16 protein-coding genes are annotated in these 17,488 nt (G+C 71.9%); all 16 read left to right on the top strand.

Features of this window, described 5'->3' with window-relative positions; all coding sequences use genetic code 11:
- The first annotated feature begins 91 nt into the window (after nucleotides 1-91).
- The 16 genes from rimP to dapB all read left to right on the top strand — a co-directional run bounded on the left by rimP (nucleotide 92) and on the right by dapB (nucleotide 17,459).
- Complete coding sequence (gene rimP / locus KBX26_RS16330) at nucleotides 92-781, top strand: ribosome maturation factor RimP (protein WP_210865791.1); 690 nt, start codon at nucleotides 92-94, stop codon at nucleotides 779-781.
- Complete coding sequence (nusA, locus tag KBX26_RS16335) at nucleotides 778-1,821, top strand: transcription termination factor NusA (protein ID WP_030337606.1); 1,044 nt, start codon at nucleotides 778-780, stop codon at nucleotides 1,819-1,821. The genes rimP and nusA overlap by 4 nt, the downstream gene beginning before the upstream one ends.
- A gap of 16 nt (nucleotides 1,822-1,837) precedes the next feature.
- Nucleotides 1,838-2,170 (top strand): YlxR family protein, encoded by a 333-nt coding sequence (locus KBX26_RS16340; RefSeq protein ID WP_081884157.1) that lies wholly within the window; start codon nucleotides 1,838-1,840, stop codon nucleotides 2,168-2,170.
- 93 nt (nucleotides 2,171-2,263) lie between these two features.
- Complete coding sequence (gene infB, locus KBX26_RS16345; RefSeq protein WP_030337605.1) at nucleotides 2,264-5,287, top strand: translation initiation factor IF-2; 3,024 nt, start codon at nucleotides 2,264-2,266, stop codon at nucleotides 5,285-5,287.
- Between the two features lie 90 nt (nucleotides 5,288-5,377).
- Nucleotides 5,378-5,674: a DUF503 domain-containing protein gene (locus tag KBX26_RS16350; RefSeq protein ID WP_030337604.1), complete on the top strand. Its 297-nt coding sequence runs from the start codon at nucleotides 5,378-5,380 to the stop codon at nucleotides 5,672-5,674.
- 126 nt (nucleotides 5,675-5,800) lie between these two features.
- The gene (gene rbfA, locus KBX26_RS16355; protein ID WP_210865792.1) at nucleotides 5,801-6,301 is read left to right on the top strand and encodes a 30S ribosome-binding factor RbfA; all 501 of its coding nucleotides are present in this window, start codon (nucleotides 5,801-5,803) and stop codon (nucleotides 6,299-6,301) included.
- On the top strand, nucleotides 6,298-7,347 hold the full coding sequence (locus KBX26_RS16360; RefSeq protein WP_030337601.1) for a bifunctional oligoribonuclease/PAP phosphatase NrnA: 1,050 nt from the start codon (nucleotides 6,298-6,300) through the stop codon (nucleotides 7,345-7,347). The genes rbfA and KBX26_RS16360 overlap by 4 nt, the downstream gene beginning before the upstream one ends.
- Nucleotides 7,348-7,447: 100 nt before the next feature.
- A complete protein-coding gene (locus KBX26_RS16365; protein ID WP_030337600.1) occupies nucleotides 7,448-7,855 on the top strand; it encodes a hypothetical protein in 408 nt (135 codons plus the stop codon).
- Complete coding sequence (locus KBX26_RS16370; protein ID WP_030337599.1) at nucleotides 7,855-8,064, top strand: DUF6186 family protein; 210 nt, start codon at nucleotides 7,855-7,857, stop codon at nucleotides 8,062-8,064. Before KBX26_RS16365 ends, KBX26_RS16370 begins: the two co-directional genes overlap by 1 nt.
- A gap of 728 nt (nucleotides 8,065-8,792) precedes the next feature.
- A complete protein-coding gene (locus tag KBX26_RS16375; protein ID WP_030337597.1) occupies nucleotides 8,793-10,118 on the top strand; it encodes an MATE family efflux transporter in 1,326 nt (441 codons plus the stop codon).
- 62 nt (nucleotides 10,119-10,180) lie between these two features.
- Nucleotides 10,181-11,083 carry a tRNA pseudouridine(55) synthase TruB gene (gene truB / locus KBX26_RS16380; RefSeq protein WP_282102213.1) on the top strand — a complete coding sequence of 301 codons (903 nt, stop codon included), beginning with the start codon at nucleotides 10,181-10,183 and terminating at the stop codon, nucleotides 11,081-11,083.
- Between the two features lie 74 nt (nucleotides 11,084-11,157).
- Nucleotides 11,158-12,087 (top strand): bifunctional riboflavin kinase/FAD synthetase, encoded by a 930-nt coding sequence (locus KBX26_RS16385; RefSeq protein ID WP_030337595.1) that lies wholly within the window; start codon nucleotides 11,158-11,160, stop codon nucleotides 12,085-12,087.
- A gap of 199 nt (nucleotides 12,088-12,286) precedes the next feature.
- A complete protein-coding gene (gene rpsO / locus KBX26_RS16390; protein WP_030337594.1) occupies nucleotides 12,287-12,556 on the top strand; it encodes a 30S ribosomal protein S15 in 270 nt (89 codons plus the stop codon).
- Between the two features lie 225 nt (nucleotides 12,557-12,781).
- Nucleotides 12,782-15,166 (top strand): polyribonucleotide nucleotidyltransferase, encoded by a 2,385-nt coding sequence (locus KBX26_RS16395; protein ID WP_030337593.1) that lies wholly within the window; start codon nucleotides 12,782-12,784, stop codon nucleotides 15,164-15,166.
- A gap of 47 nt (nucleotides 15,167-15,213) precedes the next feature.
- Nucleotides 15,214-16,611, top strand: a complete 1,398-nt coding sequence (locus KBX26_RS16400) for a pitrilysin family protein (RefSeq protein WP_210865794.1) — start codon at nucleotides 15,214-15,216, stop codon at nucleotides 16,609-16,611.
- Nucleotides 16,612-16,706: 95 nt separating this feature from the next.
- Nucleotides 16,707-17,459, top strand: a complete 753-nt coding sequence (dapB, locus tag KBX26_RS16405; RefSeq protein ID WP_210865795.1) for a 4-hydroxy-tetrahydrodipicolinate reductase — start codon at nucleotides 16,707-16,709, stop codon at nucleotides 17,457-17,459.
- Nucleotides 17,460-17,488 lie beyond the last annotated feature (29 nt).

Here is a 17,488-nt window from a genome sequence, read left to right on the forward strand (position 1 = left end):
TACGCTCTGCGCAACCACCGGCGTGTCCACTCCGGTGGCGTGCCGGCATGGCGGGACTTCCGGTCCCCGTCGACCAGGGAGAGGTGCGGAGATGACGCAGCGTGGCCGTGCCACCAGGCCGACGGGTCGACCCCGCGACACCGCGGGTCCCCGCGGCGGTGACCTCGCCGCGCGGCGGACCCGACTGCGGGCCGTGATCGAACCGGTGGTCAACGACGCCGGCTACGACCTTGAGGACCTGTCGGTCTCCCGGGCCGGCCGCCGACATGTGGTGCGGGTGCTGGTGGACACCGACGGCGGGATCGACCTGGACGCCGTCGCGGACGTCTCCCGCGCGGTCTCGGCCGCGCTGGACGCCGCCGAGGAGACCGGTGGCGACATCGTCTCCGGCGAGTACCAGCTGGAAGTCAGCTCGCCCGGTGTGGACCGGCCGCTCACCCTGCCCCGCCACTGGCGGCGCAACGTGGGCCGACTGGTCAAGGTCACCGTCCGGGGCGCGGCCACGCTGCCCGGCCAGCGTGGCGAACAGCCCGCCGGTGACCGTCAGCTGACCGGCCGGGTGGTCGCTGCCGACGACGAGGGCGTGCACCTGGAGACCGACGGCGGCCGTGCCGCCTGGGCGTACGCCCAGCTGGGCCCCGGCCGCGTGCAGGTCGAGTTCACCCGGCTCGCCGAACTCGGCGAGCCGGACGACGAGATCGACGACGCGGACGATTCCGACGAGATCGACGATTCAGACGACATCGACGACGAAGATGATGTGGAGGACGAGGAGAGGTGAACATCGACCTCGCGGCGCTGCGCGCACTCGAGCGCGAGCGGGAGATCCCGTTCGACACGATTCTCGCGGCGATCGAGACCGCGTTGCTGACCGCCTACCGGCACACCGACGGGGCCGAACCGCACGCCCGGGTGGAGATCGACCGCAAGTCGGGCGCCGCCCTGGTGTACGCGCAGGAGATGGACTCCGACGGCAGCCTGGTACGCGAGTGGGACGACACCCCGCACGACTTCGGCCGGATCGCCGCCATGACCGCCAAGCAGGTGATCCTGCAGCGGTTGCGGGAGGCCACCGACGAGGTGCACTTCGGTGAGTACGTGGGCCGCGAGGGTGACCTGGTGACCGGTGTGGTGCAGGCGCACGAGACGCGTACCGAGAAGGGCATCGTCAGCGTCGACCTCGGCAAGCTGGAGGGCGTGCTGCCGCAGTCCGAGCAGGTGCCCGGTGAGCGGTACGCGCACGGCGAGCGGGTCCGCTGCGTCGTGGTGCACGTCGCCAAGGGCATGCGTGGGCCGCAGATCACCCTGTCCCGGTCGCACCCGGCGCTGGTCAAGAAGCTGTTCGCCCTGGAGGTCCCGGAGATCGCCGACGGCACCGTGGAGATCGGCGCGATCGCCCGTGAGGCGGGCCATCGCACGAAGATCGCCGTCCGCTCCACCACCCCTGGCGTGAACGCCAAGGGCGCCTGTATCGGCCCGATGGGTCAGCGGGTGCGGGCCGTGATGAGTGAGCTGCACGGCGAAAAGATCGACATTATCGACTGGTCGGACGACCCGGCCACCTTCGTCGGCAACGCGCTGTCGCCGGCCAAGGCGTTGCGGGTCGAGGTGGTCGACCTGGCCGGTCGGGCCGCCCGGGTGACAGTTCCCGACTTCCAGCTCTCGCTCGCGATCGGTCGGGAGGGGCAGAATGCCCGACTCGCGGCCCGATTGACCGGTTGGCGGATCGACATCCGCTCCGATGCGGAGCAGTCCCCGCCTGCCGCGCGTGGGGTAACTGATCACGTGCGGGAGCCGGGCGGCGCGATCTCGGGTAGCTAGGGGTAGACTTCCTCCAGTGGTACGACGCGCGCAGCCGGAGCGCACCTGTGTGGGTTGCCGGCAACGTGCGCCGGCCAGCGAATTGCTGCGGATCGTCGCGGTCAGGGACGAGGCTGGTCACAGCCTCCGGCCTGATCCGCTCCGCAGGCTGCCGGGTCGGGGAGCGAACATGCACCCGGATCCGGCCTGCTTCGCGCTGGCGGTGCGGCGCCGCGCCTTCGGGCGTGCGCTGCGCAGCACCGAGGTCCTTGACCACGGTGTGCTGGCAGAGCACGTCGATGCGCCAACCACTACGTCCGGTCAGCCCGACCGGGCGAGGGTCGCTAGCAGGGTAGGACGACCGACATGAGCACACGATGAAGTCCCTGAAATGACCAGGCTTCAAGTGCACGAGTGAGGTCGCTGCGGGTGCTGCCCGCACGACCTCGGAGTGAGGAGTGCAGTGGCAGGCAAGGCCCGCGTACACGAGCTTGCAAAAGAGCTCGGGGTCGAGAGTAAGACCGTTCTCGCCAAGTTGAAGGAAATGGGCGAGTTCGTGAAGTCCGCGTCCAGCACCGTCGAGGCGCCCGTCGCCCGGCGGCTGCGTAACGCATTCGTCGCGTCCGCCGGTGCCCCGGCACCGGCCGCCCCGTCGGCGCCCGCGTCGACGCCGGCTTCAGCCCCGACCCCGACGCCAACCCCGACCCCGGGCGCGCCCCGGGTCTCGGCCAAGCCGATGCCGCCTCGGCGGCCGGCCGCGCCGGCACCCGGTCCGAAGCCCAAGGGTCCGGTGCCCGGTGCGCCGCAGTCGGCGACTCCGGTCGCCAAGCCGGCGAGTGCCCACGACATCGAGGTGGCGGCCGCGGAGGCGCGTGCCGCCGCGCTGAAGGCTGAGCAGGAGGCCGCGGTCAAGGCCGCGCAGGCCGCCCGCCAGCAGCAGCGGGAGAACCCGGTTCGCCGGGAGCCCCCGGCGGACGGTGGCAGCGGTAACCGTCCCGGCCCTCGGCCGGGTCCCGCGGCGATGCCGCCCCGTCCCGGTTCGCCGGCAGCTCGTCCGAGCGCGCCGGCTCCCGGTCCGGGTGCCCGGCCGGGCGGTCGCCCGCCGGCGCGCGGTGCCGGTAACAACCCGTTCGGCATCCAGGGTGGCCAGCAGCAGCGGCCCCCGGCCGCCGGTGCGGGTGGCCCTCGGCCCAACAGCCCGGCGGGCATGCCGCCGCGGCCGAGCCCGAACTCCATGCCGCCGCGGCCCAGCCCGGCGTCCATGCCGAGCCAGCGTCCGGCTGCCGGTCGCCCCGGTCCCGGTGGGGCTGGTCGTCCCGGCGGCGGCGCAGGCCGTCCCGGTGGCGGTGGCGGCGGCTTCCGTGGCGGTCCCGGCGGTGGCGCCGGTGGCGGTGGCGGTTACCGCGGCGGCCCTGGTGGCGGCGCGGGTGCCGGCGGTGGCGGTGGCTACCGTGGCGGTCCCGGTGGCGGCGGCGGTGCTCCCGGTGGCGGTTTCCGTCCGGGTGCTCCGGCTGGCGGCGGCGGTCGTCCGGGTGCCGGTGGTCGTGGCCGTGGCGGCGGTGCCGCGGGTGCCTTCGGGCGTCCGGGTGGCCGGCCGACGCGCGGTCGCAAGTCCAAGAAGCAGCGCAGACAGGAGTTCGACAACCTGTCGGCTCCGACCATGAGCTCGGGTGCTCCCCGGGGTCAGGGTCAGGTCGTCCGGCTCTCCCGTGGCGCCTCGCTGTCGGACTTCGCCGACAAGATCAACGCCAACCCGGGTTCGCTGGTCCAGGAGATGTTCAACCTGGGCGAGATGGTCACCGCGACCCAGTCCTGTTCTGACGACACCCTGCAGCTGCTGGGTGAGCACCTGGGCTTCGACATCCAGATCGTCAGCCCGGAGGACGAGGACCGCGAGCTGCTCGCGCAGTTCAACATCGACCTCGACGCGGAGGTGGCCGAGGAGCGTCTGGTCAGCCGTGCGCCGGTGGTGACCGTCATGGGTCACGTCGACCACGGTAAGACCAAGCTGCTCGACGCCATCCGCAAGGCGAACGTCGTGGCCGGTGAGGCGGGTGGCATCACCCAGCACATCGGTGCCTACCAGGTGCACGTTCCGCACGATGGTGTGGACCGCGCGGTGACCTTCATCGACACCCCGGGTCACGAGGCGTTCACCGCCATGCGTGCCCGTGGTGCCCAGGTGACGGACATCGTGATCCTGGTCGTCGCGGCCGACGACGGCGTGATGCCGCAGACCATCGAGGCGTTGAACCACGCCAAGGCGGCCGACGTGCCGATCGTGGTCGCGGTCAACAAGGTCGACAAGCCGGAGGCCAACCCGGACAAGGTCCGCCAGCAGCTGACCGAGTACGGCCTGGTCGCCGAGGAGTACGGCGGCGAGACCATGTTCGTCAACGTGGCCGCCAAGCCCGGCATCGGCATCGAGGAGCTGCTCGAGGCCGTCCTGCTGACCGCCGACGCGTCGCTGGAGCTGACCGCTCCGATCGACGGGCCGGCGCAGGGTGTGGCCATCGAGGCGCACCTGGACAAGGGCCGCGGTGCGGTGGCGACGGTGCTGGTGCAGAAGGGCACCCTGCGGGCGGGCGACTCGATCGTCGCCGGTGGGGCGCACGGCCGGGTCCGGGCCATGCTCGACGAGAACGGCAACCAGCTCTCCGAGGCTGGGCCGGCGCGTCCGGTCATGGTGCTGGGTCTGACCGCGCCGCCCGGTGCGGGTGACACGTTCCTCGCCGCGGCGGACGACCGCACGGTGCGGCAGATCGCCGAGCAGCGACAGGCACGGCGGCGGGCGGCGGCATTCGCCAACTCCCGTGGTCGGGCCACCCTCGAGACGCTCATGGAGCAGCTCAAGGAGGGCGAGAAGACCTCGCTCAACCTCATCCTCAAGGGCGATGTCTCCGGTTCGGTGGAGGCCCTGGAGGACGCGCTGTTCAACCTCGACATCCCCGAGGAGGTCCAGCTCAAGGTCCTCGACCGGGGCGTCGGCGCGATCACCGAGAGCAACGTCATGCTCGCGAGCGCCTCGTCCGAGCCAGTCACGATCATCGGCTTCAACGTGCGGGCCTCGAACAAGGTCCGTGAGATGGCCGACCGCGAGGGCGTGGAGATCCGGTACTACACCGTCATCTACCAGGCCATCGAGGAGATCGAGGCAGCGCTCAAGGGCCTGCTCAAGCCGGAGTACGAGGAGGCCGAGCTGGGCACCGCGGAGATCCGCGATGTCTTCCGCTCGTCCAAGATCGGCAACATCTCCGGTTGCATCGTCCGGTCGGGCGTCATCCGACGCAACGCGAAGGCTCGCCTGCTTCGGGACGGGACGGTCGTGGCGGACAACCTCACGATCACCTCGCTCAAGCGGTTCAAGGACGACGCCACCGAGGTCCGCGAGGGCTTCGAGTGCGGTCTGACCCTGGGTGGTTACAACAACGTCCAGGTCGGCGACGTCATCGAGACCTTCGAGATGCGGGAGAAGGTTCGCGCCTGATCCGGCAGTGACACGCTGATCAAGGGGTTTACGCCGACCGGCGTAAACCCCTTGATCATGCGGGGCGGGTTGGCGGTATCGTCCGGGGCGATGTTCACCGGAACCGCGGTCTTCGACCTGCTGCTGCCAGGCGACTCCAGGTCGCTCAAAGCCAAGAGATCATATGTACGGCCGATCGTGGCGGCGCTGCGCCGTTTCGAGGTGTCGGCCGCCGAGGTGGGCGCGCTGGACCTGCATGGTCGAGCGCAGCTCGCGGTGGCCGTGGTGGCCGCCGAGACGACGCACGTCCGTGAGGTGCTGGACTCCTGTGAGCGCCTGGTGGCCGCGCGCCCCGAGGTCGAGTTGCTGTCGGTCCGTCGCCGGCTCTACGGGGCGGACGACGACTGACCATGGTGCCGGCTGTGCCGGGCGACCGGCGCGGCCGCGAAGGTAGTGTTCGAGATGTTGGCCGGTCGGCCGGCGGCCTCCGGGCCGCCGGGTCGACCGGGAGCAGGACGCCGTGGAGGTGGCGAGATGTCTGATCCGGCCAAGGTACGCCGGCACGCGGAACGGGTGCGTGAGCTGGTCGCGTCGGTGGTGCGGAGCCAGATCAAGGACCCGCGGCTCGGGATGATCACCATCACCGACGCCCGGATTACCGCTGACCTGCGCGACGCGACGGTCTTCTACACCGTGCTCGGTGACTCGGTGGCCCAGGCGGACACCGCCGCAGCGCTGGAGAGCGCCAAGGGGATGCTGCGCAGCACTGTCGGCAAGGCGCTCGGGCTGCGCCACTCGCCGACCCTCACCTTCGTCCTCGACGACGTGCAGGACCAGGTCAAGCACATCGACGACCTGCTCGCCGCCGCCCGTAACGCCGATGCCGAGGTGCAGCGGCTCGCCGCCCAGGCGAAGTACGCGGGCGAAGCCCAGCCGTACCGGGTGGACGACGACACGGACGAGGTCGACGAGACGGAAGAGGCCGACGAGGCCACCGACGTCAAGGATTCCCCGCGGGGTGGGGAAACGCGGTGACCAGCACCGCCGACGCCCCGCTCGCCGGGGCTACCGGGCTCGGCCCCGCCGAGGCGGACTGGGCCGCGGCCGAGGCGTTGCTGCGGGCTCTCCCGCCGACCGGCCGTACGCTGCTGATCTGCCACGTCAACCCGGACGGCGACGCGCTGGGCAGCATGCTCGGCTTCGGTCTGGGCCTGCGGCAGTTCGGCGTACGCGACGTCCAGGCGACCTTCCCCGGGCCGCCGGAGGTGCCGGAGCCGTTCCGTGGGCTGCCCGGTCTGGATCTGCTGGTCCCGGCGGACGCCGCCGACCCGGCGCCCGATCTGGTGATCTGCTTCGACGCGGCGAGCGTGTCGCGCCTCGGCGACCTGGCCGGGCGGTTGTCGACGGCGGGTGCGGCGCTGGTGCTCGACCACCATGCCTCGAACCCCGGTTTCGGCACGGTCAACCTGGTCGATCCGAGTGCGGCGGCCACGTCGGTCGTGGCCGAGCAGCTGCTGGCCCGGCTCGGGGTGGTGGTCGATCCGGCCATCGCCGAGTGCCTCTACACGGCGCTGACCACTGACACCGGCTCGTTCCGGTTCGAGGCGACCACGCCGGCGGTGCATCAGATGGCTGCCCGGTTGCTGGCGACCGGCATCTCGCCCGGTGACATCTCCCGCCGGGTCTTCGACACCCGGCCCTTCGGCGCGGTTCGCCTCTTCGGCGAGGTGCTCGGTCGGGCCCGGCTGGAGCCGGCCGCCGCTGCCGGCCGGGGGTTGGTCTGGACCTTCGCCACGCTGGACGACCTGGCCCGGCACGACCAGCGGCCGTACGTGCTGGAGGCGTTGATCGACTCGGTGCGGTGCACCGCCGAGGCGGATGTGAGCTGCGTGGTGAAGCAGACCCGGCCCGCCGAGTGGGCGGTGTCGATGCGCAGCAAGGGCGCGGTGGACGTCAGTCGGGTCGCGGTCGCCCTGGGCGGTGGTGGGCACACGTTCGCGGCCGGGTTCACCGGTCGGGGCAGTGTCGAGCAGGTGGTCGAGTCGATCCGTGCTCAGCTGGACGCGGCACTGATCGGCTGAGGCCGAACTTCGACCGTCGTCGATCGGATCCGGAAGATCAGGGTCAGCTCCGGGGAGTGTCGGTCTTCCCGCCCTCCGTGTGACCGGGAAGAATTGCGGGATGGAGCAGCCGCACGACCTCACCGTGGAGGCCCCCCGCGCCTGGGACCGGCCCGCCGTCTCCGTTCCCGTTCTCGTCTGCCTGTCGCTCGTCGGTGGCCGGTTCGCGTCCTTCTCCACCGAGGCGAATCTGTTCACCCTCGGCACGGGTGGGGTGCTGATCTGGCTCGGTCTGAGCAACCGGGTGCCGCGCCGGCCGGCACCGCGCCAGCTGGGCGCGGGGGCCGTCTGGTGGGCGGTGCCGGTGGTGGTCTTCGGGGTCTTCGAGGGCGTGACCTTCGTGATGGCTGCCGGCGATGACTTCCCCACCTTCTCCCGGCTGGCCGACCCTCTCCTGGAAGATCATCTGACCCGGTCGGCAGCCTGGTTCGCCTGGTTGGCCGCCTTCTGGGGGCTGGTGCGGCGATGATGCGGGCGATCGCGATCGGCGGGTTCCTCACCGCGCTGGTCCTCTTCGCGGTGGTGGAGTGGATGGCCCGCCGGGAGGGGTCCCGCATCCCCACGTTGGGCGAGGTCTGCGCGTACGTGATGCGGTACGAGGTCGGCTCGGTGCCGGTGGGCCGGATCGGTCTGTTCGGGTTCTGGTGGTGGCTGGGCTGGCACTTTCTGGCCCGCTGAGCTGGGTTGTCGCGTGTCCAGATGGCGGGAACCGTAAGCAGTATGTGGACCTGAACGATAACTTGGGAGAAGGCCTGCGCCGCCTGGCGGTGCAGGTCACGGGCGGTGGTGCCACACCCTGTGCCGCCTCCCTCCAGGGTCGACCGACCCGGGCTCACGTTGCCCAGCCGGCTGCTCCGGTAACCCCGGACCGCCGTGGGGCGCTCAGCACGATCGCCCGTGAGGGCCGCCGCGTGCCGGCGGCTCCCGCCCTGGAAGAGGAGCGCCACCATGCCGAACAAGCCCAAGCCCGAGACCACCACCGACGACGCCCGCGAGCAGGCCCGCCGCGCGCTGCAGACATCGATGGACACCCGTCAGTGAGCCGACCGCACCAGTGGTGATCCCCTCTGCCGACACGGCCGGGGAGGATCCGACGCCTCTTGGTGCGCCTTTGGAGCTGAATCGTCTACGACATCGCAGGACCTGCCCTGTCTGCGACGTCACGGCCCGCCTCGCCTGGATGTCACAGCCTGCTTCGTCTGCGACGTCACGGCCTGAGTTGTCTGCGACGTGACCACCCGCTTTGTCTGCGACGTCACGACGTGATTCGTCTGCGACATCAGCTCCAAAGCCTCTGACCCCAGTTACTCGCCCCGGCCGGCCCGACCGCACCCGGCCGCCCGGCGACCGGGTAAGCCCTGGGCGGGATTGCGATCCTTACTGTCGTCGTGCCAGGATCGGCGGCGATGAGTCAGACCGCCCCCACCGCCCACCGACCCGCCTCGCCGCGCCGGATCGCCGCGCTGGCCCTGCCGGCCCTCGTGGTGCTCGCCGCCGAGCCGCTCTACGTGCTGGTCGACACGGCAGTGGTCGGTCACCTCGGCCGGGTGCCGCTCGCCGCGCTCGCCGTCGGTGGCACGGTCATGACGCTGACCGCCTGGGTCGGCACCGTGGTCGCGTACGGCACCACCGGGCGCGCGGCCCGCCGGTTCGGCGCGGGTGACCGGGCGGCCGCCGTCTCCGAAGGCGTCCAGTCGTCCTGGCTGGCGTTCGGTGTCGGTCTGCTGATCGCGGTCGGCATGCAGTTCGGCGGTGGCGCGCTCGCACGTACCCTCGTCGGTGGTGGTGGCGAGGTGGCCGACGCCGCCGCGCAGTGGCTGCGGATCGCGGCCCTCGGCGCCCCCGGCCTGCTGCTCGCCGCCGCCGGCAACGGCTGGCTGCGCGGCGTGCAGGACACTCGCCGCCCGTTGGTCTTCGTGCTCGGCCCCAACCTGCTCTCCGCGCTGCTCTGCCCGCTGCTGGTCTACCCCGGCGGGCTGGGCCTGGTCGGCTCGGCGGTGGCCAACGTCGTCGCGCAGACGCTCTGCGGGGTGCTCTTCGCGGCCGCCCTGGTCGCTGAGCGGGTGTCGCTGCGACCCCGGCCCCGGGTGATCCGCCAGCAGCTGGTGCTCAGCCGCGACCTGCTGATCCGTGGGCTGGCGTTCCAGGCCAGCTTCCTGTCCGCGACCGCCGTCGCCGCCCGGTTCGGCGCCGCCGCCGTCGGTGCCCACCAGATCGCCCTGCAACTCTGGTTCTTCACCGCGCTGGTGCTCGACGCCCTCGCCATCGCCGCGCAGTCCCTGGTCGGCGCCGCGCTCGGCGCCGGCGACGACGCGGGGGCGCGGGCGCTCGCCCGCCGGATCGGGCTGCTCGGCGGCGTCTGCGGCGTGGGCTTCGCGCTGCTCATCGCCGCCGGCGCCGGCATCGTGCCGTCGTGGTTCAGCTCCGATCCGGGGGTACGCGAGCAGGCCGCCGTCGCCTGGCCATGGTTCGTCGTCATGCTGCCGCTGGCCGGGGTGGTGTTCGCCCTCGACGGCGTGCTGATCGGCGCGGGCGACGTGCGTTACCTGCGCAATCTCACCATCGTGGCGGCGCTCGGCGGCTTCCTGCCGGCCATCTGGCTGGCGTACGCGCTCGATCTCGGGCTGGGCGGCATCTGGGCCGGGCTCACGGTGTTCGTGGTGATCCGGCTGGTCGCCCTGCTGCTGCGGCTGCGCAACGGCGGCTGGGCGGTGACCGGCGCGGTCCGCTGAGCACCCCGCCGGTCGTCCGGGTCACCCGGGGGCCCGCCCACGCACTCTCCGACAGCGGTCATCTGGCAGGCTTGGCCGACGTGAGCACCGATGGTCTGATCGTGGTCGACAAGCCCGGCGGCATGACGTCGCACGACGTGGTGGCGCGGATCCGCCGACTGGCCAGGACCCGACGGGTCGGGCACGGCGGCACCCTCGACCCGATGGCCACCGGGGTGCTGGTGATCGGTGTCGGCCGGGCCACCCGGTTGCTGACGTACGTGATCGGCGCGGGCAAGAGCTACACCGGCACCATCCGGCTCGGCCAGACCACCGTCACCGACGACGCCGAGGGCGACGTGACCGCCACCGTGCCGGCCGGCCACGTCACCGACGACGCGATCCGCTCGGCGCTGGCCGGGCTCAGCGGCGAGGTGGACCAGGTGCCGAGCGCGGTCAGCGCCATCAAGATCGATGGGCAGCGGGCGTACAAGCGGGTCCGCGACGGGGAGAGCGTCGAGCTGCCGGCGCGGCGGGTCACCATCTCCCGGCTGGCGGTGCTGGCGATCCGCCGCACCGAACCGGACGTGGTGGACGTGGACGTGGACGTGACCTGTTCCTCCGGCACGTACATCCGGGCCATCGCCCGGGACGCGGGCCTGGCGCTCGGCGTCGGTGGACACCTCACGGCGTTGCGGCGCACCGCGGTGGGTGGCTTCACCCTCGCCGAGGCGGCCACCCTCGACGAGTTGGAGCAGCGCGCCCCGGACGTGGTGAACCTGCCCCTGGACGCGGCGGCCGACCGGTTCTTCGCGCGCCGGGAGGCCACGCCCGACGAGGCCCGGGTGCTCGCCCACGGTGGGCCACTGGACCCGGCCGGCCTCACCGGGCCGTACGCCGTGTTCGGGCCGGCCGGCGGCTTGATCGCTATCGTCAGCGAGCGGGACGGCCGGGCTCGGGCGGAGATCGTGCTCGCCCCGGCCTGACCGTGGGCGCAGGTCCGTCGGCCGGCAGCCGGCGGTGTCGACCCGCCGGCGGCGGGACAGCAGAGAGGAACGGCATGCAGCGGTGGCGGGGCTACGACGCGGCGCCCGGCGGGTGGGGACGCTCGGTGGTCACCATCGGCGTCTTCGACGGCGTGCACAAGGGGCACCAGGCGACCATCGGGCACACCGTGGCCCGGGCCCGCGAGCTGGGCGTGCAGTCGGTGGTGGTCACCTTCGACCCGCACCCGGCCGAGGTGGTCCGCCCCGGTTCGCACCCGGCGGTGCTCACCGAGCCGGCCCGCAAGGCCGAGCTGATCGAGGCGCTCGGCGTGGACGTGCTCTGCGTGGTGCCGTTCACCCCGGAGTTCTCCCGGGTGCCGGCCGAACAGTTCGTGCACGACGTCCTGGTCGAGCACCTGCACGCGGCGCTGGTGGTGGTCGGCAGCAACTTCCGCTTCGGGCACCGGGCGGCCGGCGACGTCGCGTTGCTGGAGCAGTTGGGTCGGACGTTCGGCTTCGGCGTGGAGGGCGGCCCGCTGGTCGCCGAGGACGGCACCGTCTTCTCCTCCACGTACATCCGGTCCTGCGTCGACGCTGGCGACGTGGGCGCGGCGGCCGCCGCGCTGGGCCGCCCACACCGCCTGGAGGGGGTCGTGGTCCGCGGCGACCAGCGGGGCCGGGAGCTGGGCTTCCCCACCGCCAACCTGCTCTGCCACCGGTACGCGGCGGTGCCCGCCGACGGGGTGTACGCGGCCCGGCTGATCCGGCGCGGTCAGCGTGAACCGCTGCTCGCGGCGGTCTCGGTGGGCACCAACCCGACCTTCTCCGGCCGGGAGCGGCGGGTGGAGGCGTACGCGCTGGACTTCTCCGGCGACCTGTACGGCGAGCGGCTGGCCCTGGACTTCGTGGCGCACCTGCGTGGTCAGGTCCGGTACGACTCGATCGAGCCGTTGATCGCCCAGATGAACCAGGACGTCGAGCGCACCAGGCGCGCGTTGGCCTGATCGTCGTGGCGTGACGGGCCGCCACCGAGGCCCTTCGCCGGGTGTTACCGGCGAGTGCTGGTAGTCTTGCCGGGACGTCGGGTGACCGGCGTGGGGCCTCGCGTGCCTGCTCGACGCCGCGGGTGCGAGGTACCGGTCCGTTCCCGGTCCATCGGGACGACGGACACCCACTTGATCAACCCATCGAAACAGGGAGAACATGGCGCTCGATCAGGAAGCCAAGGCCAGCATCCGCGCGGAGTACGCGACCGCCGAGGGCGACACCGGTTCGCCGGAGGTTCAGGTCGCGGTCCTCACCAAGCGGATCGCGGAGCTGACCGAGCACCTGAAGGTGCACAAGCACGACCACCACAGCCGCCGTGGGCTGCTGCTGCTGGTCGGCCGGCGCCGTCGGTTGCTCAACTACGTCCAGAAGAAGGACATTGCCCGCTACCGGTCGCTCATCGAGCGGCTCGGTCTGCGTCGGTGACGTGACGGGGGAGTGGCCGGACGGCCGCTCCCCCGTGCCGCGTCCCACCTGAAGAACACGGGCCGCGCGACCACCCGAGAGGGAGCCGGTCAGCGTACCGGTCTCCGGTAGTGGCCCCCGGGAACTCGGCATCATGCCGACCACCCGGGCGCTTCGATCGAAGACCGGCCGGCTGAGCAGCTCCCCGATGTCGTGGGCCCACGACGCGAAGGAGCACGACAGCACATGACCGAGACCAAACTCGGCACCGAATCCCGCACCGCCGTGATCGACAACGGGTCCTTCGGCACCCGTGAGATCACCTTCTCCACCGGTCGGCTGGCTCGCCAGGCCGCCGGTTCCGTCATCGCCCAGCTGGGCGAGACGGTGGTTCTCTCCGCCACGACCGCCGGTAAGCACCCGAAGGAGCAGTTCGACTTCTTCCCGCTGACCGTCGACGTCGAGGAGCGGATGTACGCCGCGGGCCGCATCCCCGGCTCGTTCTTCCGCCGTGAGGGTCGGCCCAGCGAGGACGCCATCCTCACCTGCCGGCTGATCGACCGGCCGCTGCGCCCGTCCTTCGTCAAGGGCCTGCGCAACGAGGTCCAGGTCGTCGAGACCGTCCTCGCGCTCGACCCGCAGCACCCGTACGACGTCGTGGCGATCAACGCCGCCTCGATGTCGACCAAGCTCTCCGGCCTGCCGTTCTCCGGCCCGATCGGGGCGACCCGCGTCGCCCACATCGACGGCCAGTGGGTCGCCTTCCCGACCCTGGAGGAGCTGGCCCGCGCCACCTTCGACATGGTCGTGGCCGGCCGCACGCTCGACGACGGCGACGTCGCGATCATGATGGTCGAGGCCGAGGCCACCCCGAACGCCGTCGCCCTCATCTCGGCCGGTGCCACCGCCCCGACCGAGGAGATCGTCGCCAGCGGCCTGGAGGCCGCCAAGCCGGCGATCCGTGAGCTGTGCCGCGCGCAGAGCGAGCTGGCCGAGGTCGCCGCCAAGCCGGTCACCGAGTTCCCGGTCTTCCTGGACTACCAGGACGACGTGTACGACGCCGTGGCCGAGCTGGCCCGCGCCGACGTGGCCGAGGCGATCACCATCGCCGGCAAGGCCGACCGTGAGGAAGCCCTGGACCGGGTCAAGGCCCGCGTCGCCGAGGAGCTGGGCGCTCGGTTCGAGGGTCGGGAGAAGGAGCTCAGCGCCGCCTTCCGCTCGCTGACCAAGTCCGAGGTGCGCAACCGCGTGCTGCGCGAGCAGGTCCGCATGGACGGGCGTGGCCCGCGCGACATCCGGGCGCTGACCGCCGAGGTCGGGGTGCTGCCCCGGGTGCACGGTTCGGCGCTGTTCGAGCGGGGCGAGACCCAGATCCTGGGTGTCACCACGCTGAACATGCTCCGGATGGAGCAGATGGTGGACACGCTCTCCCCGGAGAACCGCAAGCGCTACATGCACAACTACAACTTCCCGCCGTACTCGACCGGTGAGACCGGCCGGGTCGGCTCGCCGAAGCGTCGGGAGATCGGCCACGGCGCCCTCGCCGAGCGGGCGCTGATCCCGGTGCTGCCGTCGCGCGAGGAGTTCCCGTACGCCATCCGGCAGGTCTCCGAGGCGCTCGGCTCCAACGGCTCCACCTCGATGGGTTCGGTCTGCGCCTCGACGCTGGGTCTGCTCTCCGCCGGTGTCCCGTTGAAGGCGCCGGTCGCCGGCATCGCGATGGGCCTCATCTCCGACGAGGTGGACGGCAAGACCCAGTACGTGACGCTGACCGACATCCTCGGTGCCGAGGACGCGTTCGGTGACATGGACTTCAAGGTCGCCGGCACCCCGGAGTTCGTCACCGCGCTGCAGCTCGACACCAAGCTCAACGGCATCCCGTCGGACGTGCTCGCCGCCGCGCTTCAGCAGGCGAACGAGGCCCGGCAGGTCATCCTCGGGGTCATGAAGGCGGCGATCGAGGCTCCGGCCGAGATGTCTGACTACGCGCCGCGGGTCACCACCGTCAAGATCCCGGTCGACAAGATCGGCATGGTGATCGGCCCGAAGGGGCAGACCATCAACGCGATCCAGGACGAGACCGGCGCCGAGATCTCCATCGAGGACGACGGCACGATCTACGTCGGCGCCACCAACGGCCCGTCGGCCCAGGCGGCCGTCGACCGGATCAACGGCATCGCCAACCCGACGCTCCCGAAGCAGGGCGAGCGGTTCCTCGGCACGGTGGTCAAGACCGCCGCGTTCGGCGCGTTCATCTCGCTCCTGCCGGGCCGCGACGGCCTGCTGCACATCTCCAAGGTGGGCGACGGCAAGCGGGTCGAGCGGGTCGAGGACTTCCTCAACGTCGGTGACCGGGTCGAGGTCGAGATCGCGGACATCGACGCCCGCGGCAAGATCTACCTGGACAAGGTCCGCCCGGAGGGCACCGAGGCTCCGGCCGCCGGTGAGGCCGCCGCTGGCGACCGGCCGGCTGGTCGGGACCGCGGCGACCGGGCTCCGCGTGACCGCGGTGACCGTGAACGCGGCGGCGACCGTGGCGGGCGTGGCCCGGAGCGCGGCGGCGAGGGCGGTAACGGCGGCGAGGGTGGCGAGGGCGGCGAGCGTCCGCGCCGCCGGACCCGGCACAGCTGATCGTCGTACCTCGCATCACCCACCCCTCGTCGAACCGGGAGCACCACGTGAGTCGGGCCTTCAGCGCGCCGTTTCCACCGGATCGACGGGGGGTGGCTGCGTCTCGGGGCACCGGGGCGGGCCGTTCCGGCGGCACCGCCCGCGCGGTGACCCGGACGCTCAGCGACGACCCGCTGGGCGGCACGGTACGACGTACCGTGCTGCCCAGCGGCCTGCGCGTCCTCACCGAGGCGATTCCGGCGATGCGCAGCGTCTCGTTCGGCATCTGGGTGGCGGTCGGCTCGCGCGACGAGACCGGCCCGCAGGCGGGTGCCGCGCACTTCCTGGAGCACCTGCTCTTCAAGGGCACCCACAAGCGCACCGCACTGGAGATCTCCTCGCAGATCGAAGCGGTGGGCGGTGAGACCAACGCCTTCACCACGAAGGAATACACCTGCTACTACGCGCGGGTGCTGGACGAGGACCTGCCGCTGGCGATCGACGTGATGTGCGACCTGGTCGCCGACTCGTTGTTGGAGCCGGCCGACGTCGAGACCGAGCGCGGCGTGATCCTGGAAGAGATCGCCATGCACGACGACGAGCCGGGCGACGAGGTGCACGACCTCTTCGTCCAGGCCGTCTACGGCGACCACCCGCTGGGCCGGCTCATCTCCGGCACCGCGGAGACCGTCACCCCGATGACCCGCCGGCAGATCCAGAACTTCTACCGGGGGCGTTACACCGCGCCGCAGATCGTCATCGCCGCCGCCGGCAACCTCGACCACGCCACGGTGGTCAAGCTGGTCCGCCAGGCAGTGCGTGGCACCCCGCTGGACAGCGACCCGGCCAGTCCGGCACCGCACCGCGCGGCGACCCCGGCGGTACGCACCAGGCCGGTGACCACGGTGGTGGAGCCGAAGGAGACCGAGCAGGCGCACGTCATCCTCGGCTGCCCCGGCATCGACCGGCTCGACGATCGCCGGTTCGCCCTCGGGGTGCTCAACAACGTGCTCGGTGGCGGCATGTCCAGCCGCCTGTTCCAGGAGATCCGCGAGCAGCGCGGCCTGGCCTACTCGGTCTACTCCTACGCCAGCCAGTACGCCGACAGCGGCCTGTTCGCCGTCTACGCCGGCTGCGCGCCGGGCAAGGTGGACGAGGTGCTGGCCCTGACCCGCGCCGAGTTGGCCCGGGTGGCCGCCGACGGGTTGACCGAGGCCGAGGTGGCCCGGGGCAAGGGGATGAGCAAGGGCTCGTTCGTGCTCGGCCTGGAGGACACCGGTTCCCGGATGAGCCGGCTGGCGAAGGGTGAGCTGCTCTACGGCGACCTGATGCCCGTCGACGAGCTGCTCCGCCGGGTCGACGAGGTCAGCGTGGAGGACGTCAACGTCCTCGCCGCCGAGTTGCTCAGCCGCCCGATGTCGTTGGCAGTGGTGGGCCCGTTCGGCGCTGGCGACTTCGCGGTCTGAGGGCTGTCGCGGCCCGGTCCGGGGCGCGTCCCGGTCGGTGGAGCGGCCCGGATCCGACGACTGGGGCACGTCCCGATTGGGATAGGTTGTGCCCCGTGACTGACGAGCAGGAGAAGATTCGGGTCGGCGTGTTCGGCGCGCGCGGCCGGATGGGCGTCGAGGTCTGCAAGGCCGTCGACGCCGCCGACGACCTCACCCTGACGGCGTCGATCGACCAGGGCGACAGTCGTTCGGCCGTCTCCGCCGCCGAGGTGGTCGTCGACTTCACCACGCCGGACGTCGTGATGGACAACCTCCGGTGGTGCGTCGAGCAGGGCATCAGCGCGGTGGTCGGCACGACCGGCTTCACCGAGCAGCGGTTGGAGCAGGTGCGCGGCTGGCTGGCCGACCGGCCCGAGGTGGGTGTGGTCATCGCCCCGAACTTCGGCATCGGCGCGGTGCTGATGATGCAGTTCGCCGCCCGCGCCGCCCGACACTTCGAGTCCGTCGAGATCATCGAGCAGCACCACCCGCGCAAGCTGGACGCCCCGAGCGGCACCGCCACCCACACCGCCCGGCAGATCGCCCGGGCCCGCGCCGAGGCCGGCCTCGGCCCGGTGCCGGACGCCACCAAGGACGAGGTGCCGGGTGCGCGCGGCGCCGACATCGACGGGGTACGCGTCCACGCGGTGCGCGCCACCGGCCTGGTCGCCCACCAGGAGGTGCTGTTCGGCGGCACCGGCGAGACGCTGACCATCCGACACGACTCGTACGACCGGGTGTCGTTCATGCCGGGCGTGCTGCTGGCCGTCCGCGCGGTGCGCAACCGCCCCGGCCTCACCGTCGGCCTGGACGCCCTGCTCGACTGACCGCAGATCTTGGACAGTTTCCGTTCTCC

The organism is Micromonospora sp. C97 (assembly GCF_018070385.1).
GTDB classification, from domain to species: Bacteria; Actinomycetota; Actinomycetes; order Mycobacteriales; family Micromonosporaceae; genus Micromonospora; species Micromonospora parva.